Consider the following 25,465-nt stretch of genomic DNA (forward strand, 5'->3'; position numbering starts at 1 on the left):
ATGGGTATCGCGCAGACGATCAAGGCGTTCACGCTCTACGAGTTCGTGAAGGCGCACGCGCTGACGCTGAAGTATTTCTTCAAGCCGAAGGCGACGATCAACTATCCGTTCGAGAAGAACCCGATCAGCCCGCGCTTCCGCGGCGAGCACGCGCTGCGCCGCTATCCCAACGGAGAGGAGCGCTGCATCGCGTGCAAGCTGTGCGAGGCGGTGTGCCCGGCGCAGGCGATCACGATCGAGGCCGAGCCGCGCGACGACGGTAGCCGCCGCACCACGCGCTACGACATCGACATGACCAAGTGCATCTACTGCGGCCTGTGTCAGGAGGCGTGCCCGGTCGACGCGGTGGTCGAGGGACCGAACTTCGAGTTCGCCACCGAGACGCGCGAGGAGCTGATCTACGACAAGGCCAAGCTGCTCGACAACGGCGACCGCTGGGAGCGCGCGATCGCGGCCAACCTTGCCGCCGACGCGCCGTACCGGTAGGCGCTCGCGTGAATTCAGGGGTCGACATGATTCTGACGGACATCACCGCGGCCACGGCCGCGGTTTTCTCGACCGCGCGCCGCCGCGGTGCCGAATTGGGGGCAGCGTGAGATGATCCAGGCCATCGCCTTCTATCTCTTCGCGCTCGTCGTGCTGGTCTCGGGCGCGATGACGATCTCGTCGCGGAACCCGGTCCACTCGGTGCTGTGGCTGATCCTCGCCTTCTTCAACGCCGCCGGGCTGATGGTGCTCGTCGGCGCCGAGTTCATCGCGATGCTGCTGGTGATCGTCTATGTCGGCGCGGTCGCGGTGCTGTTCCTGTTCGTCGTCATGATGCTCGACATCGATTTCGCCGAGCTGCGCGCGGGCTTCGTGCGCTATTTCGGCATCGGCCTGGTGCTGGCGGTGGCGCTGGTCGCGGAGATCCTGATCGGGGTCGGCGCGTGGAGCGCCGGCGGGATCGACCTAGCGCGGCGCGCGGCGCCGACCGTCGCGGCCAAGTCGAACATCGTCCAGATCGGCGAGCTGCTGTACACGCGCTACCTCTTCATCTTCGAGGGCGCGGGGCTGGTGCTGCTGGTGGCGATGATCGGCGCGATCGTACTGACCCACCGCGAGCGCTCGGGTTCGCGCTACCAGAATATCGCGCGGCAGAACGCGCGGCGTCCGCAGGATGCGACGCGCAACATGCGGCCCGAGATCGGCCAGGGGGTACAGCTGTGAGCGGAGCCATGTCGGGCGGGGTCGGCCTGGTCCATTACCTCGTGGTGGCGGCGCTGCTGTTCACCATGGGGGTGCTGGGCATCTTCCTGAACCGCAAGAACATCATCGTCATCCTCATGGCGATCGAGCTGATCCTGCTGGCGGTGAACATCAATCTCGTCGCTTTCTCGGCGGCGCTCAACGACTTGGTCGGCCAGGTGTTCGCGATGTTCGTGCTGACGGTCGCGGCCGGGGAGGCCGCGATCGGTCTCGCCATCCTCGTGATCTTCTTTCGCGGCCGCGGCTCGATCTCGGTCGACGATCCCAGCCGGATGAAGGGGTAATCCGCCCGTGACGTCGATCCTCTTCATCGTCTTCGTGCCGCTGGTCGCGGCGATCGTCGCCGGCTTCGCCAACAAGTCCTTCGGCGCGACGCTGCCCAAGGCGATCACCACCGGCGGGCTGTTCCTCGCGAGCGCGCTGTCGTGGCCGATCTTCATCGGCTTCCTCACCGGCGCGAACGAGGCGACGGTGACGCCGGTGCTGCACTTCATCCACTCGGGCACGTTCGACGTGTCCTGGGCGCTCCGCGTCGACGCGCTGACCGCGGTGATGCTGGTGGTGATCACCAGCGTCTCGGCGCTGGTCCACGTCTATAGCTGGGGCTATATGAGCGAGGACCCGGACCAGCCGCGTTTCTTCGCCTATCTGTCGCTGTTCACCTTCGCGATGCTGATGCTGGTGACCGCGGACAATCTCATCCAGATGTTCTTCGGCTGGGAGGGCGTCGGTCTCGCGAGCTACCTGCTGATCGGCTTCTGGTTCCGCAAGCCGAGCGCCAACGCCGCGGCGATCAAGGCCTTCGTGGTCAACCGCGTCGGCGACCTCGGCTTCATGCTCGGCATCTTCGGCACCTATCTGGTCTTCAACACCGTCTCGATCCCGGCGATCCTGGCCGCGGCGCCGTCGATGGCGGGCTCGACGATCGGCTTCCTGTGGTTCCGCGCCGACACGATGACGGTGCTGTGCCTGCTGCTGTTCGTCGGCGCGATGGGCAAGTCCGCGCAGCTCGGCCTGCACACCTGGCTGCCCGACGCGATGGAAGGCCCGACCCCGGTGTCGGCGCTGATCCACGCCGCGACGATGGTGACCGCGGGCGTCTTCATGGTGTGCCGCCTGTCGCCGATGTTCCAGACCTCGCCGACCGCGATGGGCTTCGTGACCTTCATCGGCGCCGCGACCTGCCTGTTCGCCGCGACCGTCGGCACGACGCAGACCGACATCAAGCGCGTGATCGCTTACTCGACCTGCTCGCAGCTGGGTTACATGTTCTTCGCCGCGGGCGTCGGCGCCTATGGCGCGGCGATGTTCCACCTGTTCACGCACGCCTTCTTCAAGGCGCTGCTGTTCCTCGGCGCGGGCTCGGTGATCCACGCGATGCACCACGAGCAGGACATGCGCTATTACGGCGGGCTGCGGAAGGCGATCCCGATCACCTTCTGGGGCATGCTGCTGGGCACGCTGGCGATCACCGGCGTCGGTATCTACGGCGTCGGCGGCTTCGCGGGCTATCACTCGAAGGACGCGATCATCGAGGTGGCCTGGGCGGCCGGCTCGCCGGTGGCGTCGATGGTGGGCGTCTTCGCCGCGCTGCTGACGAGCTTCTATTCCTGGCGCCTCATGTTCCTGACCTTCTGGGGCGAGCCGCGCTGGGCCGCCTCGGAGCACATCCAGCACGCGCTGCACGACGCGCACGGCCACGATCACGCGCAGGACACGCATCACGACCATGCGCATGATGCGCACGCAGCGGAGCACGGCAGCGCGCACGCGCACGGCTACGACGATGCGCATCATCCCGATCCCGCGGGCGAGGACGCCGGCCACGCACCCGCGGTGGAGTCGCGCGGGTTCAACGAGATTCCCAAGGGGACCGGCGGCTATCACCCGCACGAGAGCCCGCTGCCGATGCTGATCCCGCTGATCGTGCTGTCGATCGGCGCGGTCGCGGCGGGCTTCGTCTTCCATCACTGGTTCATCGATCCGGAGACGGCGGGCGGCTTCTGGAAGGGCGCGCTCTACTTCAACGAGCATCTCATGCATGCGATGCACCAGGTGCCGCTGCTGGTGCAGCTGGCGGCGACGATCGTGATGCTCAGCGGGTTCGTGATCGCGTACCTGACCTACATCCGCTCGCCCGAGATGCCGGCGAAGTTCGCCGACACCTTCCAGCCGCTCTACCAGTTCCTGCTGCGGAAATGGTATTTCGACGAGCTCTACCGCTTCCTCTTCGTCCGTCCCGCCTTCGCGATCGGTCGCCTGCTGTGGCACCGCGGCGACGAGGGGACGATCGACCGGTTCGGGCCGAACGGCTCGGCCTGGGTGGTGCAGGTCGGTAGCCGCGTCGCCGGCCGCCTGCAGACCGGCTATGTCTATACCTACGCGTTCGTCATGCTGATCGGGCTCACCGCCGCGATCACCTGGGCGATCGCGGGCTGAGGGGCTCCATCACGTGTCGTTCCCGATCCTCTCGCTGATGCTCGCGATCCCGGCCGCCGCGGCGGTCGCGTGCCTCTTCCTCTCGCCCTCGGCCGCGCGCTGGACCGCACTGGCGGCGACGTTGGTGAACCTCGCGCTCGGCGTCGTGCTGTGGCTGTCGTACGACATCGGCGGAGCGCAGTGGCAGTTCGTCGAGTACGCGCCCTTGTTCGGCCGCTTCGGCTGGGCGCTCGGCATCGACGGCTATGCGCTGCTGCTGATCGTGCTGTCGGTGTTCCTGATGCCGATCTGCATCGGCGCGAGCTGGCAGGCCATCGAGAAGCGCGTGCCGGAGTACATGAGCGCGTTCCTGTTCACCGAGGTGCTGATGATCGGCACCTTCGCGGCGCAGGATCTGTTCCTCTTCTACATCTTCTTCGAGGCCGGCCTGATCCCGATGTTCCTGATCATCGGGATCTGGGGCGGCGCGAACCGGATCTACGCCTCGTACAAGTTCTTCCTGTACACGTTGCTCGGCTCGCTGCTGATGTTCATCGCGATGCTCTACATGAGCATCACCGCGGCGACGACCAGCATCCCGGCGCTGATGAACTACGACTTCCCGCCGCAGGTGCAGACCTGGCTGTGGCTCGCCTTCTTCGCCTCGTTCGCGGTGAAGATGCCGATGTGGCCGGTCCATACCTGGCTGCCCGACGCGCACGTGCAGGCGCCGACCGCCGGCTCGGTGATCCTGGCGGGCGTGCTGCTCAAGCTCGGCGGCTACGGCTTCCTGCGCTTCAGCCTGCCGATGTTCCCCGAAGCGTCGGCGCAGCTGGTGTGGCTGGTGTTCGGGTTGAGCGCGGTGGCGGTGATCTACACCAGCCTCGTCGCGCTGGTGCAGTCCGACATGAAGAAGCTGATCGCTTATTCCTCGGTCGCGCACATGGCGATCGTCACGATCGGCCTGTTCGCGTTCAACGCGCAGGGGATCGAGGGCGCGATGATGGTGATGCTGGGCCACGGCCTGGTGTCGGGCGCGCTGTTCCTGTGCGTCGGCGTGATCTACGACCGGCTCCACACCCGCGAGATCAGCCGTTATGGTGGCCTGGCGATCAACATGCCGCGCTATGCTTTGCTGTTCCTGCTGTTCACCATGGCCTCCATCGGGCTCCCGGGGACGAGCAACTTCGTCGGCGAGATCCTGAGCCTGATGGGCACCTACCAGGTGTCCACCACGGTCGCTTTGCTGTGCACGACCGGCATCATCCTGGGCGCGGCGTACATGCTGTACCTGTATCGCCGCGTCGTGTTCGGCGAGATCAAGTCGCCGGAGGTCGCGGCCATGTCCGATCTCAGCCCGCGCGAATTGTGGCTGCTCGCGCCGATCGCCGCCGCGGTGCTGTGGATGGGCGTCTATCCGGAGAGCTTCCTCGCACCGATGCGCAAGGACACGCAGATCCTGCTCGCGCGGATCGATCGCGCGCGGCCGGCGGGTGACTCGCTGCCGACGAAAGGCAGCGGCATCGTACCCGCCGCCCACGCCGAAACTCACGCGCAAGGGAGCGCGCACTAATGGACTATGCCGCTAATCTCGCGATGACGCTGCCCGAGGTGGTGCTCGGGCTGGGCGCGATCGCGCTGATGCTGGTCGCCGCCTGGGGCGGGCCGACCTCGACCAAGGCGGTGTCCTGGACTGCGGTGGCGGTGCTCGCGGGTGCCTGCGTCGCGCTGATCGGTCCCGCCTCCTCGGGTGGTCAGGCCTTCTACGGCCTGTACCGCGCCGACAGCTTCGCCGCTTTCTCCAAGGTGCTGATCTACATCGCCGCCGCGGTGGCGATCGTGATGGCGCCCGATTTCTTCCGCCGCACCTTGGGTGACAACCTCCGCCCGGAATATCCGGTACTTATCCTGCTCTCCGCAGCGGGCATGGGGATGATGGTGTCCGCGGCCGACCTGCTGACGCTGTACGTCGGGCTGGAGCTGCAGAGCCTCGCCGCTTATGTGTTGGCGAGCTTCATGCGGCAGGACCAGCGCTCGGCCGAAGCGGGGCTGAAGTATTTCGTACTGGGCGCGCTGGCGAGCGGCATCCTGCTCTACGGCATCAGCCTCGTCTACGGCTTCACCGGCTCTACGTTGTTCGACGAGATCGCGGGCGCCTATGCTGCCGCACCGCTAACCGGCGACGCCAAGTCGACCGGGCTGCTCTTCGGGCTGGTCTTCGTGTTCGCGGGTATCGCCTTCAAGATCTCGGCGGTGCCGTTCCACATGTGGACGCCCGACGTGTACGAGGGCGCGCCGACACCGGTCACCGCCTTCTTCGCCTCGGCGCCCAAGGTGGCGGCGATCGGGCTGGGCGTGCGCGTCGCGGTCGAGGCGATGGGTCCTGCGGCGGACCAGTGGCGCCAGATCGTGATCTTCGCCGCGCTGGCCTCGATCCTGCTTGGCGCGGTCGCCGCGATCGGCCAGCAGAACATCAAGCGGCTGCTCGCTTACTCGTCGATCAACAATGTCGGCTTCGCGCTGATCGGTCTCGCGGCGGGCACGCCGGAAGGCGTCGCGGCGGTCCTGACCTATATGACGATCTACGTCGCGATGACGCTCGGCAGCTTCCTTGTCGTGCTGCAGATGCGCGACGCGGACGGGCAGCCGATCGAGACGATCGACAGCCTCGCCGGCCTGTCGCGTACGCGGCCGGGCCTCGCCGCGGCACTGGCCATCTTCATGTTCTCGCTCGCCGGGATCCCGCCGCTGTTCGGCTTCTACGCCAAGTTCGCGGTGTTCTATGCCGCGGTGCAGGCGGGCCTGTTCCCGCTGGCGGTGGTCGGCGTCGTGTTCAGCGTGATCGGCGCTTATTATTATCTGCGCCTGGTCAAGACGATGTACTTCGACGAGCCCACGGGCGTGTTCGGCGAGGGTGACCGGCTCGAGGGCGGCCTGATCGCCGCGGCGGCGGTGATCGTCTCGCCGCTGGGCTATCTCGCCATCCCGGCACTCTCGGCCTGGACGCTGGCGGCGGCCGCGAGCCTGTTCTGACGCGGACGCTCCACGTACCCGAAACCGGTTCGACCAACGCCGACCTGCGCTCCTTCGCGCGCGACGGCTATGGCGAGCACGGCCTCTGGCTCCGCGCCGACCGCCAGACTGCGGGGCGCGGGCGTGAGGGCAGGGCGTGGGAGTCGCCGGTCGGCAACCTCTACGCCAGCACGCTCGTCCGGCTCGCCGCGGGTGACCCGCCCGCGCCGACGCTCGCGCTGGTTGCTGCAGTGGCGCTGGAGGAGACGGTGCGCGCGGTGCTGCCCGATGCGGGGGCGCTACGGATCAAATGGCCCAACGACCTGCTGCTGGACGGGGCGAAGCTCTCGGGAATCCTGCTCGAGCGCGTCGAAGAATGGGTGGTCATCGGCTTCGGCGTCAACGTGACGAACCATCCGGACGTCGCCGAGCGCGCCACCACAAGCCTCCGCGCCGCCGGGGCGACGATCGACGCCGCCGCGCTCCAGGGTGAGCTCGCCGCGACGCTGGCGCGCTGGCACGGGCGCTGGCGCGAGGAGGGCCTCGGCGCTGTCACCCAGCGCTGGCGCGAGCGCGCGCACCCGCCCGGCACCGAGCTGCGCGCGCGGCTTCCCGACGGGAGCGAGTGGCACGGGCGCTTCGAGACGCTCGACCACGGCGGGGCGCTGGTCCTACGCTTGGCGGACGGAACCCAGCGTGTCATGCACGCGGGCGATATATTCCTGCTGTGAGAGAGGGTGCGATGCTGCTCGCGGTCGACGCCGGCAACACCAATGTGGTCTTCGCTCTGGTTGAGACCGCGACCCGCACGATCCGCGCGCGCTGGCGCATCGCCACCGACCCGCGCCGCACCGCCGACGAATATGCGGTGTGGCTGAGCCAGCTGCTCGCGCTCGAGGGCTATAGCCGCGACGACGTCGCCGCGGTGATCGTCTCGACCGTCGTGCCGCGCGCGCTCCATAATCTGGAAGTGCTCGCCGCGAAGTATTTCCGCACCGACGCGCTGATTGCAGGCCGTGCCCCGCTCGACTGGGGGATCGCGATCGATGTCGACGAGCCGAAAAGCCTCGGCGCCGACCGCGCGGTCAACACGATCGCGGCGCACGCGCTCCACGCCGGCGACCTGATCGTGATCGACTTCGGCACCGCCACGACCTTCGACCATTCCGATTACACGGGTGCCTACAAAGGCGGGATCATCGCGCCGGGAATCAATCTCTCGCTCGACGCCCTCGTCATGGCGGCGGCCAAGTTGCCGCGGATCGCGATCGAGGCGCCGGCGGGTGACAGCGTGATCGGGCGCAACACGGTCGACCAGATGAACATCGGCATCTACTGGGGCTATATCGCGATGATCGAGGGGCTGGTCGCGCGGATGCGCCGCGAGATCGCGCGTCCCGTCAAGGTGATCGCCACCGGTGGGCTCGCCACGCTGTTCGAGCGCCATACCGACGCGTTCGATGCGATCGAGCCCGATCTCACCATCCAGGGGCTGGCGATCATGTACGAACGCGCCCATATATCAAAGTGAACGCCCGGCCGGCGCGCAGTTCGGCCCTTCTCTCTCCCTCCCGCTTCACCGGCGCATCCGGCGCCCGCGGGACGATAAAGGACTTCGATGACTCCCACTAACAAGGAACTGCTCTTCTGCGCCCTCGGCGGCTCGGGCGAGATCGGGATGAACGTCACGCTCTACGGCCACGCCGGCAAGTGGCTGATGGTCGATTGCGGCGTTACCTTCGCTGACTCGCACTATCCCGGCATCGACGTGATCCTGCCCGACCTGCGCTTCATCGAGGAGCGGCTCGACTCGCTCGTCGGCATCGTGCTGACGCACGGGCACGAAGACCATATCGGTTCGCTCCCCTATCTCGCCGAGGATCTCGGTGTGCCGATCTACGCGACCGCGTTCACCGCCGGGCTGGTGCGCGGCAAGCTGGAAGAGGAACGGATCGAGGAGCGCGTCAAGGTGCGCTTGGTCCACGCGCGCAAGCCGTTCAAGGTCGGCCCCTTTTCGGTGGAAGTGGTGCCGCTGTCGCACTCCATTCCCGAGGCCAACGCGCTGCTGATCGACACGCCCGTGGGCCGCGTCTTCCACACCGGCGATTGGAAGCTCGATCCCACCCCGGTGATCGGCAAGCCCTCGACCCCCGAGGAGCTCGCCGCGATCGGCGAGCAGGGCGTCGACGTGCTGGTGTGTGACTCGACCAACGTCTTCAACAGCGAGGCCTCGGGTAGCGAGGCGAGCGTGCGCCAGGGGTTGGGCGAGAGCGTCGCGCGCGCGCGCGGACGCGTCGTGGTCACCACCTTCGCCTCCAACGCCGCGCGGCTGCACACGCTGGCCGAGGTCGCCAAGGAGAGCGGGCGGCGCCTGTGCGTCACCGGCCGCTCGCTCGACCGGATCATCCGCGTCGCCAAGGCGACCGGTTATCTTAAGGACTTCCCGGAGACGATCGACGTCGACGCGGCGATGCGGATGCCGCGCAACAAGGTGCTGATCATCGCCACCGGCGGTCAGGGCGAGCCGCGCGCCGCGCTGGCGCGCATCGCCGACGGCTCGCATCCGGTCCGTCTCGACATGGGCGACATGGTGATCTTTTCCGCCAAGCAGATCCCCGGCAACGAGGTGGCGGTGGGCCGCATCCAGAACCAGCTCGCCGCCAAGGGCGTCGAGATGGTCACCGAGAAGCAGGCGCACGTCCACGTCTCGGGCCACCCGGGCCGGCCTGAGCTCGCGCAGATGTACGGCTGGATCCGGCCCGGCGCGCTGCTGCCGGTCCACGGCGAGATGCGCCACCTGATGGAGCATGCGCGCTACGGCCAGACGCAGGGCATCCGGGACGTGCTGGTGCAGACCAACGGCGACCTCGTCCGGCTCGCGCCCGGCGCGCCGAAGAAGATCGGTGACGTGCCGGTCGGTCGTCTGGTGCTCGACGGCGACGTGATCCTGCCGGCGGATGGCGGGACGATCAACGACCGCCGCCGCATCGCGGTCAACGGCCAGATCTCGGTCGGCATCGCGGTCGACCGCAACGGTCGCGCCGGCGGTACCCCCGAAGTCCGCATCCAGGGCGTGCCGGTCGAGGAGGAGCGCGAGCCCTTCCTCGCCGAGGCGGCCGAGGCCGCGGCCGAAGCGATGAAGGGGCGCGTGCGCGACCGCGAGCGGCTGCGCGAGGACGTTCGCCTCGCGGTGCGCAAGGTTGCCACGCGCTGGACCGGCAAGAAGCCGGTCATCGACGTGGTGATCGTCCAGGTCTGAGCGGGGAGAGCAGGCGATGCGCTGGACCTCGCTTCTGGCGATCTACATCCTGTTCTGGGCCTTTTCGGTTTTCCTGGTGCTGCCCTGGGGCGTACGGACCTCGGCCGAGATCGGCGCCGAGCACGTCCCGGGCACCGCCGAGAGCTCGCCGCACAGCTTCTCGCTCAAGCGCGTGCTGGTACGCACGACGATCGTCGCGACTCTGCTGTTCGGGCTGTTCGTGGCGAATTACGAGTTCGGCTGGGTGACCGCGGGGATGCTCGACTTCGCGGATCCAGCGAACGCGGTGTAGGGCGAGCGGAAGCAATTTAACGCCAGCCCCTCCCCTTCGGGGGAGGGGCTGGGGTGGGGCAGTTCCGAGAGCGTCACGTTCGCGGCGGCGCCCACCCCCGATCGCTCCCTGGAAGGGGCGGCGAGGACCGTCCAGGTCAGTCGGCTCGCTACCGCGCGTGGGCTCATCGCACGGAGTACGGCACCGACACGCTGATCGACGAGCCCGCCGCCATACTCGACTTGGGCTTGATCCGCACGCTCGTCACGGCCGCCTGGCTCGTCGCGTTGCCGGGCAGCGGGACATAGGTCCAGGTCGCCCCGCCGTCGCTCGAGAAGTCGATCTGGTCGGTTGTGCTCCCGGGTGAGGCGTAGGCGATCGTCGCGCCCGATGGCGGGGACCCCTCGGTCACCTGCACCACCGCACCGCTGCCAGTACCGTCGCCGTCGAGCGCGATCGCCATGCGCGTCGCGGTGGGTACGACGAGGGTGGTCGCGTCCAGCTCGGTCGCGACCAGGTCGGGGTTGCTCAGCGTCATCACCATGCGGCGCTTGCTGCCCGGTATGGCCTTGGGGTTGAGCGTGCCGTTGACCGGGTCCCAGGTGACGGCGCCGAGCGCCAGCGCCACGGTCGGCGGCTTGGGCACGACATAGAGCGTCACCGCGATCGTCACGGTCTGGCTGCCGCTGTCCGTCGCGCCGACTGCGCACAGCCCGCCCACCGCGACGCCGTTGCAGAAGTTCCAGTCCCAGCGGATGGCGATGCTGCCCTTGTAGGTGCCCGCCGCAGGCGCGGCGCCGCTCGCCAGCTTGAAGAACAGCGGTACGTTCGCTCCCTGGCTGCCGACCGTGAGCAGGGTAATCTGCCCGCTCTTCATGTAATAAGTGGTCGCGCCCGGTCTGATCTCATAGCTGCTGCCGGCGTTGGCAAAGAGCTGGTAGGTCAGCGTGTCGGCGGCGTTGCTGGTGGAGGTGAGCTTCAGCGTCGCGCCCGCGGCGATCGTCGCGCTCAGGTAATTGGCGCCGAGCACGTTGAGCACGGATAGCGTGGTGCATTCGAAGCCCGAGGCGGTCTGTGCATAGGGCACTGCGCCCGCCTTGATCGCGGCGGGGGAGTAGCTGCCGACCGTCACCGGGGCGTTGGCGGGCATGGTGCAGGCCAGCGCCGGGCTGGTGACGAGCGCGAGCAGCGCGGCGAGCAGGCGTACGAGCCATCGCGACAGCGGGGTGGGGGAGCGTGGCGGCGCGCGCATGCGGCACCAAAGGCCCGACGCTGGTTAATTGAGGGTTAGGTTAGCGGGTGAGGGGGCGGCGCTTAGACTGAAGTCGAGGTGGGGCGGGTTCGCGGTGCCGTTGTACCGCGTGCCGACGGTTCGGCGCTCGATTGTGCCGTCGCCATTCAAGCCGTCATCCCGGACTTGGTCCGGGACTCCTGGCTCTGACCGCGCGCGTTCGGTTGCTCACGCGGCATGGTGGATCCCCGAACAAGTCCGGGATGACGGATAAGACGGTATGCCGAGCGACCGGCTCAGCCTAGCGCAGCCGCTCGATCGCCTGCGCCAGCGCCACATACAGCTTGCCCATGTCGGAGGACAGCAACGTCACCCCCAGCGGCGAGCCGTCGCGCTGCGCCAGGATGGTGCGCAGCATCGCCTCGAAATCGTGGATGTATCGGTTGACCTGCTCGCGGAAGGCGCCGTCCTCGTCGTACAGCCGCGCGACATCGCGCTGCTCGCCGCCGTCGAGCAGCCGCACCGCGCGCCGCGTGAACACGCCGCGGTCACCCTTCAGATAGGCCGCCCAGGCGCTGTCCGAGATTTCGGGCGCGAAGGTCCGGGTCAGGTCGATCGAGGCCGAGTTGAGCGACTCGATCAGCAGCGAGGCGCGACGCGCGAAGCTGTCGCGCTCATTCTCCTCGCCCGCCGCGCGCGCTTCCTCCAGCCTTTGGTCGATCAGCGCGATCGTCGCCTCGATGCCGTCGAGCTGCTGCTGCAGCCGCTCGCCCGCGCGGTTGGTCGCCGCGACGGCGGCCTCGGCGACCTGCGCGACCTGGCGGACCTGGCCCTGCACCCCGCTCTCCACCGCGCGGCTGAGCGCGGCGGCACCCGCGTTCTCCAAGGCGTCGGCGGCCTCGGGAATGACGCGAGCGATCGCCTCGCGCGCATGGTCGGCGGCGGCGGACGCGGTCTCGCGCACGCGCAGCAGCGCCTCGACCAGCCGCGGCGCGGCCTGCTCGGTGAGATCGTCGATCTGGCGCGAGGCGTCGCCCATCGCCTCGCCGATCTCGTCGGCCTGGCTGCGCCCGCGCGCGAGCCCGTCGTGAAGCCGACTGGTGAGCGACTCCACCGTCTGGCGCTGCTCGGCGACGACCTGTGCCACCGCCTCGATCGCGTCGTGCGTGCTCTCGGCGGCGGTGACGAGCGCGAGCAGCTCGGGCTTGGCCGCGGTGATCACCTGCTTGGTCGAGGCGACGCGGCTCTCCAGCCGCGAGATCGCCTCGGGCATGGTCTCGTCCATCTCGCGCGCCGCGGCGTCGAGCGCGACGAGCAGATGCTCGGTGGTCGAGATCGTGTGCTGCGCCGAGGCGTGGCCCGCGTCCATCGCGCGTCCCAGCGCCTCGGCCGAGACGTGGAGCGCGCTCACCGAGGCGGCGAGCTGCTGGGTACGCTCGCCGCCGTCGCGGTGGAGCGCGACGAAGCGCTGGTCGACGCGCAGGATCGCGTCGTCGAGCGAGTCGAACAGCTGGCGGCCGGCGCCCTGCTGTGCGTCGAGCCGCGCTGCGATCCGCTCGATCACCACCTCGATCAGCCCGATCCGCTCGGCCAGCGCCTCGGCGCTCTCGCGCGCGGCATGGTCGAGTGCGGTCTGGTTGGTGCTGACCATCGCCAGCATCGCGTCGCCCTGCGCCGCAATCGCCTTGCGCGACTCGTCGATCGCGCGCGCGGTGCGGTCGAGCAGCGCGTCGACCGCACCCGCCGCTGCGGAGGTGACCGCCTCGAGCCGCGCCCCGGCGGTGTGGCTGGTCGATTCCATCCGCTGCATGTAGGCGGCAAGCTTCTCGGCCGCGCCGCCCGCGATCGCCTCGGCGTCGCGCCCGCGCGCCACCAATGCCGCGACCTGCGCGTCCAGCCCGGCGCTGTGCTCGTAGGCGACCAGCCCGGCCTGGTCGATCGTCTCGGTGAGCGAGCGCGTCTCCTCCGCGGCCCGTGGCAAAGCGGCGATCAAGGCGTCAAGTCGCTCGTGCGCGGCGCCAGCGGTGGCGGAAAGCGCGCCGGTCTGCGCGTCGACGCGCTGAACCTCGGCGGTTAGCGTGCCCGCAATGTCGGCGAGGCGCGCGGTCGCGGCGTCACCCAACGCGGTGAGCAGGCGCACCTGCTCCGCCATCTGCGTGCGCTGCTCTTCGATCGTGGTGCCGAGCACCGCCACGGTGTTCTCCAGCGCCACCGCCTCGCCGCGCATCGCGCGCGCGGTCGCGCCGAAGCGCTGCGCCTCGGCCGTGGAGGTGCGCAGCGCTGCGAGCCAGACCACGCCGGCGAGCGCCGGCACGGTCGCCAGCGCGGCGCCGAACTGCGCCAGCGCGAGTGGCGTCATCGCGCCGAGCGAGGCACGCGCCAGCCACAGCAGCGCGGCAACCCACAATATCGCGAGCGCGATCGCGACCCAGCCGAGCACCGGCCGCGGGCCGCCCGGCGCGGGGCGATCGGGAGCGTCGTCGGAGAAGAACGGGTCGGTCACGGTCGGGGCAGGCTCCGCAGACGGAAGGGTGGCGGGATCGGGCCAGCTCTCCGGCCAATGATCGGGCCAGCGCGCGCCAGGCTCGGCCGCACGTGCATCGGATAGTGAAGTCGGCCCCCCGGTCATCCGCTCCATCTAACACGTTTGCCCGTATCGGGAAGCCGTCTCGGTGGGGCACAGTCGCTCGGTCCGGCGCGTCGCTGCGCCGCGTCACGGATATTGCCGCGGTGCACGCCACCCCGTAACAGCCATGGCATGCTGGCCGGGCTCCTGTTTGCGATCCATGAGGCAGAGGACCGACCGGGGACGCTCGCGGCCACGCTGCCCTTCGCCGCGGCCTCGCTGATCGAATATCAGGCGCGGCTGCTGGTTGCGTGCGACTCCGCGCAGATCGTCGTCGTGGTGGCGCGCGAAACGCCCGAGCTGGCAGGCGCGCTGGCGCGGATCGGGCGGCGCGGCGTCGCGGTCGACGTGGTCCGCACCGCCGCGGAGGCGCTGGCCAAGCTGCACCCGCTCGCGCGCGTGGTGATGATGGCGGACGGGCTGGTCACCACCGAGGGCGTCGTCCACGCGCTGGCGGGCGAGGGCGGCGACGCGCTGCTGGTGGTGCCTGGTGCGCAGGCCTCGCCGTTGTTCGAGCGTGTCGGTGCGGGCGCGGCCTGGGCGGGCGTGGCGCGGCTCGACGCGCGGCGCATCGCGGAGGCGGCGCGGCTCCCCGACGATTACGACCTCCAGTCGACGCTGCTGCGCGCCGCCGACCAGGCGGGCGCGCGGCATATCTCGCTGCGGCTCGACGACATGGAGCTGGGTCACGGCATCGAGCGGCGTGCGAGCGCGCTGGAGGAACGCGGCCGCGCGGTGCTGTCGGCCTCGATGGCGGTGCGGCCGAGCTGGTTCGAGCGGCTGGTGCTGCGCCCGCTGGCGCGCGCGGTGATCCCGGTGATCGCGCGCCGCGCGATCGGCACCGGCACCTGCACCGCCGCGGCAGGAGCGGCGGGGCTGGTCGGCTGCGCCGCGATCGCGCTCGGTGCGCCCGGGCTCGGCATCCTGGTCGCGCTCGCCGCGGTGCTGCTCGCCGAGATCGCGGGGGCGCTGGCGCTGTTCCGCGACGAGCCCGCGCTGCTGCGCGCCAGCCGCGCGCTGATCATGGCGGTGCCCGCGCTCGCGGCGCTGCTGCTGGCGTATGTCGTCGATCGCGAGGCCGCGACCGCGAGCGCGCGACTGCTCGCGCTCGGCGCGCTGGTCGCGGCGGGCGTGGGCGAGCGTGCCGCCGGCGCGGCGCCGCGCCGCGCCTGGTGGGGCACCGCGCCGGGCTATCTCGCGATCCTGGCGCTAGCGACGCTGTTCGGCTGGCCCACGCTCGGGCTCGGCGTCGTCGCGGTCTACGCCGCGCTGACGCTGGTGGTCGCGGTCGAGTGGCTGCGGCGAGTGACTTAGAGCGTGGTTAAGGATCGTTCGCTAAGGGGTGGGGAGATGCCCGCCCAACCCTCTCACGCGATCGATTCGGACCTAGCCGCGCGAGTCGCGGCGCAGGCGGCGTCGGCCGACGGCCGCGCCGGAGCACGGCTGAGCGCCGCGATCGCCGACGTCTTCGCTGACGAGCGCGACCGCTTCGACGAGCGCAGCCGGGTGGCGATCAACCGCCTGGCCGAGACGACCGTCGCCGCGATCGAGCGCGACATCGCCGGCCACGCCGCGCGGCTGCTCGAGGCGCGCGGCTTCCCCGACATCGCCGCCCTGCTCGCCGGCAATTGCGCGATGACGCTGCCGCGGCTGGTCGAGTCGGGGCTGATGCGCGACCCGGAGGTCATGGGCGAGATGATTGCGCAGGCGCGCGTCGATCTGATCGACGCGGCATTGGCGGCGCAGCGCGCGCCGGGCAGCACCGCGGCGCTGCTCGCCGCGCTGGGCGAGAGCGCCGACGGCGTGGTGCGTGCCCGTGCGGTGGCCTACCTGGTGGCGGACAGCCGGCGTCGCCTGGCGCATGCCGACCGCCACGCCGAGTTGCCCGACGTGCTGCACGAGCGGCTCGCCTGGTGGGTGGCGGCGGCGCTGCGCGAGCGGCTCGGCCACGGCGTCCCGCCCGAGGTCGACCGCGCCTTGTCCGAGGCGACTCAGCGCAGCATCGCGGCGCACGACGATGGCGAGCGGGTCGAGGCCGCCGCGGCGCAGCTCGCCGCTGCGATCGACCCCGTCGCCGGCGCACTGCCGCAGCTGATGATCGACTCGCTCGGTGAGGCGCGCACCAGCTTGTTCGTCGCGCTGCTGGCGCACGCGCTGGGGATCGAGTTCACCGAGGCGCGCGGGCTCACGCTCGATGCCGACAGCGATCGGCTGTGGCTGGCGCTGCGCGCGCTCGGGATCGAGCGCCACTTGATCGCGCGGATTGGCTTCGTCTTGTGCGAGGCCGATCGCGCGCGCGACGTCGAGACCCTGCCCGAGTCGCTCGACCGCGTCGCCACGCTCGCGCCCGAGACCGCCGCGCGCGCTGTCGCCCCGCTGACGCTGCACCGCGACTTTCGTGCCGCGGTGCGCGCGCTCGCGCGCAGCCCGCGCGCGTGATCGTGCTGGCGACGCTGCATGCGGCGGTCGACCGTCACGACCGGCTGGCCCGTGCCGACGACGCCTTCGCCGCGCTTAACGCGCGCGCGGGCGGGCGCCACGGCGCGCTGCTCGCCATTCCTCAGGTCGCGGTGCTGGCGCGGCTGGCGCGACGGCTGCGAATCCTGGTGTCGCGCGCGGTGACGATCGCCGACGGCGACCGCGACCTCGACTGCTGGATCAAGGCCGTGCCCGACGAATCCGGGGTAACGTTGACCGTCTCGCTGCTTCGCGAGCGCGCCGCCGGGGATGCCCGCGCCGGTGCGGCCACCCTGACGGAGGTGACCGCGCCCGAGGACGCCGATTGGACCTGGGAGGTTGACTCGGCGCTTCGCGTCACGCGGCTGTCGCTCGACACCGCGGCGCGGCTCGGGCTCGATCCAGCCTCGGCGCTGGGCCGCCCGCTCAGCCGGCTGTTCGTGCTCGAGCCCGATCGCGAGGGCACGATGCCGCTGCTCGACGCGCTCACCGAGCGACGCGACTTCGCCGATCAGCCCGCGCGTCTGCACGGCGGCGGCGCGCGCGTGACGCTCGCCGGACATGTCCGGCTCGACACTGGGGGCGGCTTCGACGGCTTCGTCGGCGGCGCCTATGCCGCCGCGCCACAGCCCGTCGCCCCGCAGCTCCGCCCCTTCGATCACCGGCTCGACTCGCTGCTGCGCGGCGCGTTGGCGCGGATTATCGCCAACGCGGAGGGGATCAGTGCCGCCGGGGACGGACCGCTCGACAGCCACTACGCTGACTATGCCGTCGACATCGCTGGCGCCGGGCGTCACCTGCTCGGGCTGATCGACGATCTCGTCGACCTGGAAGCGATCGAGCGCGACGATTTCACCACCGAGCGCGCGCCGGTTGACCTCGCCGACGTGGCGCGCCGCGCCGCCGCACTGCTGGCCACGCGCGCGGCCGAGGCGGGCGTCACGATCGATCGCTCGGGCTGCAAGGGCGAGCTGGTCGCGCTCGGCGAGTTCCGGCGGATGCTGCAGGTGGCGGTCAATCTGATCGCCAACGCGGTCCGCTATGCGCCGCGCAACAGTGCGATCGTGCTCTCGCTGCGGCGCGAGGGCGCGCGCGCGCTGTTGACCGTGGCCGACGCCGGCCAGGGCATCGCCGCGGCCGACCAGGCGCGCATCTTCGGCAAGTTCGAGCGCGTCGATCCCGGCGAGCCGGGCGGCAGCGGGCTCGGCCTGTACATCGCGCGGCGGCTTGCCGAGGCGATGGGCGGTACGCTCACCGTTGACAGTGCGCCGGGCGAGGGCGCGCGCTTCACGCTGGCGCTGTCCGCGGGCTGAGCCGCGCTCAGCGCTGCCGCGGGTCGAGCGCGGGCACCTGTCGTGCCGCGCCGGTGGGTTCGATCCCGGGCCGCGCCCCGGTGGGCAGTCGTTCCTCGCCGCGGATGGCGCGACCGGCGCGCTGGATCGCGGCGGTGAGGCGCGGGTAGATACCGCAGCGGCAGACATTCGTGATCGCCGCCGCGATCGCCTCCTCCGACGGCATCGCGTCGCGTCGCAGCAGCACCGCCGCGGCCATGACGATGCCGGGAATGCAGAAGCCACACTGCGAGACGTTCTCTGCGAGCAATGCGAGCTGGACGGGATGGGTACGGTCGCGCGACAGGCCCTCGATCGTCGTGACGAAGGTTCCCTCCGCCGCGGCGAGCGTCATCTGGCACGAGCGCACCGCGCGTCCGTCGACGTCGATTGTGCAGGCACCGCAGCTTCCCGTGCCGCAGCCATATTTGGTGCCGGTCAGGTTGGATGCATCGCGCAGCGCCCACAGCAGCGGCGTGTCGGGCGGAAGGCGGTACTCGACCGCCTCGTTGTTGACGGTCAGCCGCGTCATCCGCGCTCGCGATAGGCGTCGCGGATGTGCTGCATCCAGCCGGCGCTGGGCTGGACGCTGGTGTTGCGCGCGCGCGGGCGGCGTGCCGCGGCGATGTCGACCTGCGCCTCGAAATGCAGCCCCGCCAGCGTCGCCTTCGCCCACATCACGCGCGCGGCGAGCTGCTCGAGCGTCCCCATCGTCACGCGGACCTCGTCGCCCTGCGTGAGCCCGGCGCTGTTGTCGACACAGGCGCCGGTGACCGAGAGATTGCGGACGCGGCACTCGACCGCCTTGGTGCCGGTGTCGACCAAAGCATAAAGGATCACGCTGCTGCGCGGTTCGCGGGGAGGAGTCGACATGCGGGCAGCTCTAGGTCCGGTATCCTAACGGGTTGCTACTCCGATTCCATTGTCTCGCCGCCGGGGCAAGTCTTGTGTGTCGCATGTCTCGGGATCGCGCAGAAACCCTATGAAATAGCGTCCGATCAGTTGCCTGAAACGGGAATACTGCCATAAGCACGCGATGGCAGGTCCTACCGTCCAACGCGGCCCGACCGCGGAATCGCTCAACCTGACGGCCTGCGACCGCGAGCCGATCCATGTCCCCGGCGCGGTAATGCCGCACGGCCTGCTGCTCGTCGCCGATGCGCTATCGCTCGAGGTGGTCGCCGGCGCGGGCGCGATCGAGGCGTTGTTCGGCGACGATTGGCTCGGCGCGCGGCTGGACGATCTCCTCGCGCAGGACGTCAACGCCCTCGCCGAGGCTGTGCCGATCGGGCCGGGCGGGACGATCCTGGCGGCGCCGGTGCACGGCCACGACGTCGCGCTTCACCGCACCGGTCAGTGGCTGCTCGCCGAGCTCGAGCCGATGGGCGAGACCGCTGGTGGCAGCGTAGCCGAGACGCTCGGCTGGCTTGACGCCATGGCGGCGGGGTTCGAGCGCACCACCACCTTCGTGGCGCTGTGCGAGCGTGCCGCGGTGGCGTTCCGCGCGCTGACCGGCTTCGACCGGGTGATGATCTATCGCTTCCTCGACGACGAATCGGGCTGCGTCGTCGCCGAGGATCGCGCGCCGGGACTCGACACCTTCCTTCACCATCATTTTCCGGCGAGCGACATTCCGCGCCAGGCGCGCGCGCTGTACGTGCGCAACCGCACCCGCGTGATCCCCGACATCGACTATGTCCCCGCGCCGCTGCGTCCGGCCGGCTTCGAGCTGACCGACCTAAGCGACGTCGCGATCCGCAGCGTCTCGCCGATCCACGTCGAGTATCTCCGCAACATGGGCGTGTCCGCCTCGGCGTCGATCTCGATCGTCAAGGACGGGCTGCTGTGGGGCTTGGTGGCCTGCCACCATGCGACGCCGCGATTGCTGCCGCGCGCCACCCGCGCCGCCGCTGCCGCGCTCGCCGGCGGGCTGGCGCGCCAGCTCCGCGCCAAGGAGGAGGCCGAGGCGTATCGCGAGCGACTCGCGCTGCGCGGCGAGGAGGACTCGCTGCGCGCCCTGCTGCTCACCAGCGACTCGCCGATCGACGTGGTGCAGGCGCGCGCCGAGGACGTTCGCCACGCTTTGGGTGCCGACGGGCTGGCGCTGGTGCGCGGCGGTCGCGCGACGACGGTCGGGATCGCGCCCGACGAGGCCGCGCTGGTGGCCCTGGCGCGTTGGCTCGGCACGCGCGACGATACCGCGCCGCTGGCGACTCGTGAGCTGGGCAAGGACTGGGCCGAGGCCACGACGGTGGCGCCCATCGTTGGCGTGCTCGGCTTCGCGCTCGGCGGCGGCGACGCTTTGCTATGGCTGCGCGCCGAGCGGATCGAGGAGATCGAATGGGCCGGCAACCCGCACAAGGCGGTGCCGCACGATCCGGAGGCGACGCTGCGCCCGCGCGCCTCATTCGAATCGTGGCGCGAGCAGGTGCGCGGGCGCGCGCGGCGCTGGACGCTGGAGCAGGTCGACGGCGCGGCGCGGCTGCGCCGGCTGCTCGGCGAGGCGCGCGCCGCCGCCGAGCTGCGCCGACTCAACCGCGAGCTGGAGCGCGCCGGCGCGGAGAAGGACTCGCTGCTCGCGCAGAAGGACCTGCTGATGCGCGAGGTTGACCATCGCGTGCAGAACAGCCTGCAGCTGGTCTCGTCCTTCCTCGCGATCCAGGCGCGCGACGCGGGCGCGGGCGCGGTGGCCGACCAGCTGCTCGAGGCGCGCTCGCGGCTCTCGGCGGTGGCGCTGGTGCATCGGCGGCTCTACCGCGACGACCAGATCGAGGTGATCGACCTCAGCCGCTATATCGGCGAGCTGATGCAGGACCTGCGCTCCTCGCTGGGCGAGGAATGGGGGCGGCACCTCACGCTCGACCTCGCGCCGGTGCTGATCCCGACCGACCGCGCCGTCAGCGTCGGGCTGATCGCCGCCGAGCTTGTGATCAACGCGACCAAATACGCCTATCCGCAGCAGAATGGTGGCGCCATCGACGTGGTGCTGGAGCAGCACGGCCACCTGCTGCGGTTGATCGTGGCGGATCGCGGCGTCGGCAAGGTGGCTGGTGGCGACGGCGGCTTCGGCAGCCGGATGATGACCGCGGTGGTGCAGCGCATCGGCGGCTCGGTCGAGTTCCAGGCCAATGACCCTGGCACGCGTGCGCTGCTCACTGCGCCGATCGAGGGCGACTAAGGGCTGCCGCAGCGCGGCGTCGGGGGCGGGGCGACGATGTCGCGAACGAGTCGATTGTTCGAGCTGATCGGCGAGCTCCGCGCGCGCCGGCTGCCGGTGACCGCGCTGGAGCTCTCCGCCGAGCTAGGCGTATCGCCGCGCAGCATCTACCGCGATATCGAGACGCTGCGCTCGTTGGGCGCGCCGGTCGAGGGGCAGGCGGGGGTGGGGTACTGCCTCGGCGCCCGCTTCTTCCTTCCCCAGCTCGCCTTTACGCAGGATGAGCTCGACGTGCTGGCGCTCGGCCTCGGCTGGGTCCGCGAGCGCGGCGATCCCGATCTGGTCCGCTCCGGTGAGAGCGCGCTCGCCAAGATCGACGCAGCGCGGGCCAGCGACGCGATGCCCGACGGGGCGTCGCCGGCGCTGGTCGCCGCGGCCCCGCTGTCGCGGCGAGCCGATGCCGAGCCGGTCGCGCTGCTGCGCCACGCGATCCGGCGCCAGCGCAAGGTGGCGATCGCCTATCGCGATGCCGAGGGCGTGCCGACCGAGCGTTTGATCTGGCCGATCGCGATCTTCTATTTCGACGAGGTCCGCGTGCTGGCGGCCTGGTGCGAACGGCGCTCGGCCTTCCGCCATTTTTGTGTCGACCGGGTCGAGGTGCGCGCGGTGATGGAAGAGCGCTACCCCGGCCGCCGGCACGCATTGTTCACGCGCTGGCGCGAACAGGACCGTGACTGGCGCTCACTGCTGACAATATCTGACGCATCGCCTGCTTAAGACCGTTGCACCGGCCGCCCGCATCGGATGGCGCGATCGGAGCGACAGTTCAGATGGTAGCCTTTTCCCCCGAGGTTTTCGCGGCTTTCCTGGCCGACGAGGACGACTCGCCCGTCGTCATGCTGAACCTCCTGCGCTTCGCCGCCGACGGCGGTCGCGAGCGCTACGCCGCGTATCTGGAGCTGGCGCGCCCGATCCTCGCGCGCTTCGGCGCGCGGATCCTCGTCGGTGGCGACGGACTGCCCGTGCTCACCACCGGTGACGTCACGGGCTGGGACGCGGCGCTGCTGGTGGAATATCCGCGCCGTGCCTCGTTCAAGGCGATGGTCGACGATCCCGACTATCAACGTGCGTTTCAGGTCGGTAGTTCGGCGCTGGCCGACATCGTGCTCCAGCCGCTGCGGCCCAGGCCGGACTGGCTCTGACGGAAAGGGCATGCGCCCGGCGATCGCGGCCAACAGCCGATCCGCTCACGTCATCGATGTGCTCCGGCAAACACTAGCGCCCAAAGCCACGAAAATGACGCTCGTGGCTGCGGGCTCTGCCTGCGCAGGAGCACCGTACCGCGGCGGAACGCTACGCGCTCAGTCGAATCCGCGCTCCAGGAAGCGGTCGGCCAGCGCGCAGTGCATCGCCACGCCGGTGGCGAAGACCTGCTCGTCGATCGTCATCCGCGGGTTGTGGAGCGGCGGGTTGGTCTCGGGCGTGGAGCCCGGCGCCGCCGCGCCGACGAAGGCGATGGCGCCGGGCAGCTCGCGCAGCACGTAGCTGAAGTCCTCGCCCCCCATGATCGGCGCGGGCATCGTCGCCCAGCCGGAAGCGCCGCCGATCTCCTGCGCCAGCGTGCGCATCAGTCGCGTGGCACGCGGGTCGTTCATCGTGACGGGATAGCCCTCGTCGATGCTCGTCTCGGCGGTACAGCCGTGCGCCTCCGCCACGCCGCGCGCGACCTGGTGGAAGGCGGCACGCATCGCCGCGCGCGTGCCCGGCGACAGCGTCCGCAGCGTGCCGGCGAGCTGGACCTCGTCGGGGATGATGTTGTGCGAGGCGCCGGCGTGGATCTGCGTGATCGTCAGCACCGCGGGGTCGGCGACGGGCACGCGCCGGGCGACATGCTGCTGGAGCGCGGTGACGATCGCGCAGGCGACCGGGATCGGGTCGATCGCGTCGTGCGGCATGGCGGCGTGGCCGCCGCGACCGCGGACGGTGGCGCGCACCGTGTCGGTGGAGGCGAGCAGCGCGCCCTCGCGCCCGATGAACACGCCGGCGGGCGCGTTGGGCAGGACGTGCAGCGCGAAGGCGGCGTCGGGCCGCGCCTGGTCGAGCAGCCCGTCGGCGATCATCTCGCGCGCGCCGTGGTGCCCTTCCTCGCCGGGCTGGAACATGAAGACGACCGTGCCGGCGAGCTGTTCGCGCCGCGCCGACAGCGCCTTGGCGGCGCCGACCAGCATCGCGGTATGCGCGTCATGGCCGCAGGCGTGCATCGTGCCGGGCAGCGTCGAGGCGAACGGCAGGCCGGTCTCCTCGCTGATCGGCAGCGCGTCCATGTCGCCGCGCAGCAGCACCGTGCGCGCGTTCGAGCCGGCACCGCCGTCACTCCGGCCGCCGCGCAGGATCGCCACGAAGCCGGTGGTGCGCGTGCTGTCGTGGATCTCGAGCGGCAGGCCGGCGAGCGCCGCCTTCGCTTTGGCGGTGGTCAGCGGGCAATGCAGCCCCATCTCGGGCTCGGCATGGATCGCGCGGCGCAATGCGATGACGTCGGCGAGCTGCTCGGCGCCGAGCGCGGTCCAGTCAGTGGGCGAGTCGAGCGGTGGTGACATCGGGGCACTCCTTCTCGCCCCGATGTAGCCCCTCGCGCGGCGCTAGTCGACGCGCCGCGCCGCGGTGATCTTGATCACGGGCGCGAGCATCTGTCCCTTCATCACGCCCTCGCCCAACGTCGCTGAGGTCGGCGCGGTGAGGATCCGGCGCACCACGTCCATCCCCTCCAGCACGCGGCCAAAGGCGGCGAAGCCGGGAGTGTCGGCAGTGGCATCCATCGAGCTGAGGTCGCCGACGGTAATGAAGAAGTCACCTGCGGCGGTGCCCGGCGTGGCCATCGCCATCGACAGCGTGCCGTCGCCGTGGCTCAGCTTGGTGAGCGTGGTGGGCTCGTGCTTGATCGGCGGGAGCGTGCGCTTGGGATCGTTGCGCGTGCCGAACTGTGCAAGGCCGTAGCCGTCCGCCACCTTCACCGCGCGATAGAAGCCGATGCCGTCGAGCTTGTGCTGGTCGACGTAGCGCAGGAAATTGCCCGCGGTGATCGGGGCTGCCTTGGTGTCGACACCGACGAGGATGTCGCCGGCCTCGGTGCTGAGGCGCACGCGGGTGAGCGCGGTGGCATCGGCGGTGGGCGTCGGGGCAGACGATGGAGCCGGGGGTACGGCGACGGGTGCCTGTGGCGGCGTGCCGGTCGACGACGCTGGTGCAGCCTGGGCGGCGAGCAGCAGCGCGAGCGCGGCGATCATGCTGCCACCTGCGGCGCGCGCGCGATCATGACCGGCAAGGACGCGGCTTTGGTCCCGCTCAGCTGGAGCACGTAGCGACCGGGCTCGAGCTTGAAGTCGACCATCTTGCGGATGCCTGTGCACGCCGGACCGTGGCCGTGCGCGCTCGCCGTCAAGGCGCGGCCGGCGCGCACCACGTCGATCCATGCGGCGTTGCCCAGCGCAACGCGATAGGTGCCGGGACGCGCGACCTGGAAGAGCGCGAGGCCGGCGGTCTCGCCGGTGTCGGGCTCGCGCTGCGACGTCACCGCGGGGGTGACCTGGTCGGCCGGGGCGAGCCGCAGATCGGCGCCGTGGCCCACCACGATAACCGGCGCGCTGCGCGTGCTGGTGCCGGCGGCGAGCGGCGCCCGGCGAGACCAGCCGGTCAGTCCGGCCGGCAGCGGCGGGCGCGACACGGCGCAGCGCTGGTCGGCGGTCGGCTCGGCCCCCGGTGCCTGCGCGATCGGCGCCGCGGCGACGAGCAGGGGTAACAGCAGCGAGAGGGTCAACATCCTGGGCTCCATGGGATGCTTCTCCCTACGCTCTCGCCGCGGGCGCATCCAGCCCGCGAGTTCGGCGTTGATCCCTTCAGGCGACCCGAGACGGTGCGATCGCGCCCGTACGAGGCCGCCGGCACAGGAGAGCGAGCATGAGCGACTCGGACGGCGCGGGCAAGGACGGCGAGGGCGGTATCGGCGGATCGGACGCGGCGGATCAGGCGCGGCGCGGCGCCGAGCAGATGCGCGACGCCTTCAACGAGCATGTCGTGGATCCGGCGCGCCGCGCGGGCGAGGCGATGCGCGCCTCGGGCGAGCGGATCGCGCAGAACGGGTCGACGCTGGGTTCCACGATCATCGACCAGGCCGAGGCCAACGCGCGGGAGGCCTTCACCGCGCTGCGTTCTGCCGCGGGCGCGCGCGATCTCACCGAAGTGATGCGGATCCAGGGCGAGTATCTCCGCGAGCAGGGCCAGCGCTCGATGGAGCAGGCGCGCGAGATCGGCCAGCTGATCATGCAGTTCGGTCGCGAGGCGATCCGGCCGCCCGGACCGGGCGAGGAGCCGAAGCGGGGGGAGTAGGGGCCACCCGCACTCATCGAGGCGACATTCTGACCTTGTCCCAGGATCCACTGTCCCGCAGGCACCGTGCCG

24 protein-coding genes are annotated in these 25,465 nt (G+C 70.5%); 17 read left to right on the forward strand and 7 right to left on the reverse strand.

Features of this window, described 5'->3' with window-relative positions:
• From nuoI to QBJ89_RS04290, 10 genes are all read left to right on the forward strand, one after another.
• Positions 1–486 carry an NADH-quinone oxidoreductase subunit NuoI gene (gene nuoI / locus QBJ89_RS04245; RefSeq protein ID WP_277979297.1) on the forward strand — a complete coding sequence of 162 codons (486 nt, stop codon included), beginning with the start codon at positions 1–3 and terminating at the stop codon, positions 484–486.
• A 111-nt stretch (positions 487–597) separates the two neighbouring features.
• Positions 598–1,209 carry an NADH-quinone oxidoreductase subunit J gene (locus QBJ89_RS04250; protein ID WP_183931501.1) on the forward strand — a complete coding sequence of 204 codons (612 nt, stop codon included), beginning with the start codon at positions 598–600 and terminating at the stop codon, positions 1,207–1,209.
• An 8-nt stretch (positions 1,210–1,217) separates the two neighbouring features.
• Entirely contained in the window at positions 1,218–1,532 is a 315-nt protein-coding gene (gene nuoK, locus QBJ89_RS04255; protein ID WP_223010790.1) for an NADH-quinone oxidoreductase subunit NuoK, read from the forward strand.
• Between the two features lie 7 nt (positions 1,533–1,539).
• Entirely contained in the window at positions 1,540–3,687 is a 2,148-nt protein-coding gene (gene nuoL / locus QBJ89_RS04260; protein ID WP_277979298.1) for an NADH-quinone oxidoreductase subunit L, read from the forward strand.
• A 13-nt stretch (positions 3,688–3,700) separates the two neighbouring features.
• Entirely contained in the window at positions 3,701–5,239 is a 1,539-nt protein-coding gene (locus QBJ89_RS04265; protein ID WP_277979299.1) for an NADH-quinone oxidoreductase subunit M, read from the forward strand.
• On the forward strand, positions 5,239–6,699 hold the full coding sequence (gene nuoN / locus QBJ89_RS04270; RefSeq protein ID WP_277979300.1) for an NADH-quinone oxidoreductase subunit NuoN: 1,461 nt from the start codon (positions 5,239–5,241) through the stop codon (positions 6,697–6,699). The genes QBJ89_RS04265 and nuoN overlap by 1 nt, the downstream gene beginning before the upstream one ends.
• Positions 6,696–7,409, forward strand: a complete 714-nt coding sequence (locus QBJ89_RS04275) for a biotin--[acetyl-CoA-carboxylase] ligase (RefSeq protein WP_277979431.1) — start codon at positions 6,696–6,698, stop codon at positions 7,407–7,409. Before nuoN ends, QBJ89_RS04275 begins: the two co-directional genes overlap by 4 nt.
• 11 nt (positions 7,410–7,420) lie before the next feature.
• Positions 7,421–8,209: a type III pantothenate kinase gene (locus tag QBJ89_RS04280; RefSeq protein WP_277979301.1), complete on the forward strand. Its 789-nt coding sequence runs from the start codon at positions 7,421–7,423 to the stop codon at positions 8,207–8,209.
• 87 nt (positions 8,210–8,296) lie between these two features.
• Positions 8,297–9,937, forward strand: coding sequence for a ribonuclease J (locus QBJ89_RS04285; protein ID WP_277979302.1), 1,641 nt, complete (start codon positions 8,297–8,299; stop codon positions 9,935–9,937).
• Between the two features lie 16 nt (positions 9,938–9,953).
• Positions 9,954–10,229 carry a DUF1467 family protein gene (locus QBJ89_RS04290; RefSeq protein WP_277979303.1) on the forward strand — a complete coding sequence of 92 codons (276 nt, stop codon included), beginning with the start codon at positions 9,954–9,956 and terminating at the stop codon, positions 10,227–10,229.
• A 163-nt stretch (positions 10,230–10,392) separates the two neighbouring features.
• On the opposite strand, the gene QBJ89_RS04295 is transcribed toward QBJ89_RS04290, so the two are convergent.
• Together QBJ89_RS04295 and QBJ89_RS04300 are read right to left on the reverse strand one after the other, a co-directional pair.
• Positions 10,393–11,460, reverse strand: a complete 1,068-nt coding sequence (locus QBJ89_RS04295) for a spore coat protein U domain-containing protein (protein WP_277979304.1) — start codon at positions 11,458–11,460, stop codon at positions 10,393–10,395.
• Positions 11,461–11,740: 280 nt separating this feature from the next.
• Complete coding sequence (locus QBJ89_RS04300; RefSeq protein WP_277979305.1) at positions 11,741–13,942, reverse strand: hypothetical protein; 2,202 nt, start codon at positions 13,940–13,942, stop codon at positions 11,741–11,743.
• Positions 13,943–14,197: 255 nt separating this feature from the next.
• Between QBJ89_RS04300 and QBJ89_RS04305 the strand changes: the two genes are divergently transcribed.
• The 3 genes from QBJ89_RS04305 to QBJ89_RS04315 are packed head-to-tail and all read left to right on the forward strand — an operon-like array spanning position 14,198 to position 17,835.
• Positions 14,198–15,379, forward strand: a complete 1,182-nt coding sequence (locus QBJ89_RS04305) for a hypothetical protein (protein WP_277979306.1) — start codon at positions 14,198–14,200, stop codon at positions 15,377–15,379.
• A 36-nt stretch (positions 15,380–15,415) separates the two neighbouring features.
• Positions 15,416–16,504 carry a DUF2336 domain-containing protein gene (locus QBJ89_RS04310; RefSeq protein ID WP_277979307.1) on the forward strand — a complete coding sequence of 363 codons (1,089 nt, stop codon included), beginning with the start codon at positions 15,416–15,418 and terminating at the stop codon, positions 16,502–16,504.
• Positions 16,501–17,835 carry a sensor histidine kinase gene (locus QBJ89_RS04315; protein ID WP_277979308.1) on the forward strand — a complete coding sequence of 445 codons (1,335 nt, stop codon included), beginning with the start codon at positions 16,501–16,503 and terminating at the stop codon, positions 17,833–17,835. The genes QBJ89_RS04310 and QBJ89_RS04315 overlap by 4 nt, the downstream gene beginning before the upstream one ends.
• A 7-nt stretch (positions 17,836–17,842) precedes the next feature.
• Here QBJ89_RS04315 and QBJ89_RS04320 read toward each other — a convergent pair whose 3' ends face one another.
• Complete coding sequence (locus tag QBJ89_RS04320) at positions 17,843–18,385, reverse strand: (2Fe-2S)-binding protein (RefSeq protein ID WP_277979309.1); 543 nt, start codon at positions 18,383–18,385, stop codon at positions 17,843–17,845.
• Positions 18,382–18,726 (reverse strand): PilZ domain-containing protein, encoded by a 345-nt coding sequence (locus tag QBJ89_RS04325; protein ID WP_277979310.1) that lies wholly within the window; start codon positions 18,724–18,726, stop codon positions 18,382–18,384. Before QBJ89_RS04325 ends, QBJ89_RS04320 begins: the two co-directional genes overlap by 4 nt.
• Before the next feature lie 163 nt (positions 18,727–18,889).
• Here QBJ89_RS04325 and QBJ89_RS04330 point away from each other — a divergent pair, with 163 nt between their 5' ends.
• From QBJ89_RS04330 to QBJ89_RS04340, 3 genes are read left to right on the forward strand one after another with little or no spacing between them, the layout of a single operon-like run.
• A complete protein-coding gene (locus QBJ89_RS04330; protein WP_277979311.1) occupies positions 18,890–21,031 on the forward strand; it encodes a histidine kinase dimerization/phosphoacceptor domain -containing protein in 2,142 nt (713 codons plus the stop codon).
• A 36-nt stretch (positions 21,032–21,067) separates the two neighbouring features.
• Positions 21,068–21,787: a helix-turn-helix transcriptional regulator gene (locus QBJ89_RS04335; RefSeq protein ID WP_277979312.1), complete on the forward strand. Its 720-nt coding sequence runs from the start codon at positions 21,068–21,070 to the stop codon at positions 21,785–21,787.
• Between the two features lie 53 nt (positions 21,788–21,840).
• The gene (locus tag QBJ89_RS04340) at positions 21,841–22,212 is read left to right on the forward strand and encodes a DUF1330 domain-containing protein (RefSeq protein WP_277979313.1); all 372 of its coding nucleotides are present in this window, start codon (positions 21,841–21,843) and stop codon (positions 22,210–22,212) included.
• Positions 22,213–22,371: 159 nt separating this feature from the next.
• On the opposite strand, the gene QBJ89_RS04345 is transcribed toward QBJ89_RS04340, so the two are convergent.
• Genes QBJ89_RS04345 through QBJ89_RS04355 form a run of 3 tightly spaced genes read right to left on the reverse strand, consistent with a single transcriptional unit; the run spans position 22,372 to position 24,827 of the window.
• Positions 22,372–23,607 (reverse strand): M20 metallopeptidase family protein, encoded by a 1,236-nt coding sequence (locus tag QBJ89_RS04345; RefSeq protein WP_277979314.1) that lies wholly within the window; start codon positions 23,605–23,607, stop codon positions 22,372–22,374.
• Positions 23,608–23,649: 42 nt separating this feature from the next.
• A complete protein-coding gene (locus QBJ89_RS04350) occupies positions 23,650–24,294 on the reverse strand; it encodes a peptidylprolyl isomerase (RefSeq protein ID WP_277979315.1) in 645 nt (214 codons plus the stop codon).
• A complete protein-coding gene (locus QBJ89_RS04355; RefSeq protein WP_277979316.1) occupies positions 24,291–24,827 on the reverse strand; it encodes a hypothetical protein in 537 nt (178 codons plus the stop codon). Before QBJ89_RS04355 ends, QBJ89_RS04350 begins: the two co-directional genes overlap by 4 nt.
• Positions 24,828–24,964: 137 nt before the next feature.
• Here QBJ89_RS04355 and QBJ89_RS04360 point away from each other — a divergent pair, with 137 nt between their 5' ends.
• Entirely contained in the window at positions 24,965–25,393 is a 429-nt protein-coding gene (locus QBJ89_RS04360; protein WP_277979317.1) for a phasin family protein, read from the forward strand.
• Positions 25,394–25,465: the final 72 nt, after the last annotated feature.

The sequence above is a fragment of the Sphingomonas phyllosphaerae genome (assembly GCF_029623345.1).
Lineage (GTDB): Bacteria > Pseudomonadota > Alphaproteobacteria > Sphingomonadales > Sphingomonadaceae > Sphingomonas > Sphingomonas phyllosphaerae_C.

What these genes read in the sequence shown, in the direction of transcription:
- nuoK (WP_223010790.1), top strand. Translation starts at nt 1,218, where the DNA reads ATGTCGGGCGGGGTCGGCCTGGTCCATTACCTCGTGGTGGCGGCGCTG.
- QBJ89_RS04335 (WP_277979312.1), top strand. Translation starts at nt 21,068, where the DNA reads ATGTCGCGAACGAGTCGATTGTTCGAGCTGATCGGCGAGCTCCGCGCG.
- QBJ89_RS04340 (WP_277979313.1), top strand. Translation starts at nt 21,841, where the DNA reads ATGGTAGCCTTTTCCCCCGAGGTTTTCGCGGCTTTCCTGGCCGACGAG.
- QBJ89_RS04355 (WP_277979316.1), bottom strand. Translation starts at nt 24,827, where the DNA reads ATGTTGACCCTCTCGCTGCTGTTACCCCTGCTCGTCGCCGCGGCGCCG.
- QBJ89_RS04280 (WP_277979301.1), top strand. Translation starts at nt 7,421, where the DNA reads ATGCTGCTCGCGGTCGACGCCGGCAACACCAATGTGGTCTTCGCTCTG.
- QBJ89_RS04350 (WP_277979315.1), bottom strand. Translation starts at nt 24,294, where the DNA reads ATGATCGCCGCGCTCGCGCTGCTGCTCGCCGCCCAGGCTGCACCAGCG.
- QBJ89_RS04295 (WP_277979304.1), bottom strand. Translation starts at nt 11,460, where the DNA reads ATGCGCGCGCCGCCACGCTCCCCCACCCCGCTGTCGCGATGGCTCGTA.
- QBJ89_RS04320 (WP_277979309.1), bottom strand. Translation starts at nt 18,385, where the DNA reads ATGACGCGGCTGACCGTCAACAACGAGGCGGTCGAGTACCGCCTTCCG.
- QBJ89_RS04290 (WP_277979303.1), top strand. Translation starts at nt 9,954, where the DNA reads ATGCGCTGGACCTCGCTTCTGGCGATCTACATCCTGTTCTGGGCCTTT.
- QBJ89_RS04285 (WP_277979302.1), top strand. Translation starts at nt 8,297, where the DNA reads ATGACTCCCACTAACAAGGAACTGCTCTTCTGCGCCCTCGGCGGCTCG.
- QBJ89_RS04305 (WP_277979306.1), top strand. Translation starts at nt 14,198, where the DNA reads ATGCTGGCCGGGCTCCTGTTTGCGATCCATGAGGCAGAGGACCGACCG.
- nuoN (WP_277979300.1), top strand. Translation starts at nt 5,239, where the DNA reads ATGGACTATGCCGCTAATCTCGCGATGACGCTGCCCGAGGTGGTGCTC.
- nuoI (WP_277979297.1), top strand. Translation starts at nt 1, where the DNA reads ATGGGTATCGCGCAGACGATCAAGGCGTTCACGCTCTACGAGTTCGTG.
- QBJ89_RS04345 (WP_277979314.1), bottom strand. Translation starts at nt 23,607, where the DNA reads ATGTCACCACCGCTCGACTCGCCCACTGACTGGACCGCGCTCGGCGCC.
- QBJ89_RS04325 (WP_277979310.1), bottom strand. Translation starts at nt 18,726, where the DNA reads ATGTCGACTCCTCCCCGCGAACCGCGCAGCAGCGTGATCCTTTATGCT.
- QBJ89_RS04330 (WP_277979311.1), top strand. Translation starts at nt 18,890, where the DNA reads ATGGCAGGTCCTACCGTCCAACGCGGCCCGACCGCGGAATCGCTCAAC.
- QBJ89_RS04310 (WP_277979307.1), top strand. Translation starts at nt 15,416, where the DNA reads ATGCCCGCCCAACCCTCTCACGCGATCGATTCGGACCTAGCCGCGCGA.
- QBJ89_RS04250 (WP_183931501.1), top strand. Translation starts at nt 598, where the DNA reads ATGATCCAGGCCATCGCCTTCTATCTCTTCGCGCTCGTCGTGCTGGTC.
- QBJ89_RS04360 (WP_277979317.1), top strand. Translation starts at nt 24,965, where the DNA reads ATGAGCGACTCGGACGGCGCGGGCAAGGACGGCGAGGGCGGTATCGGC.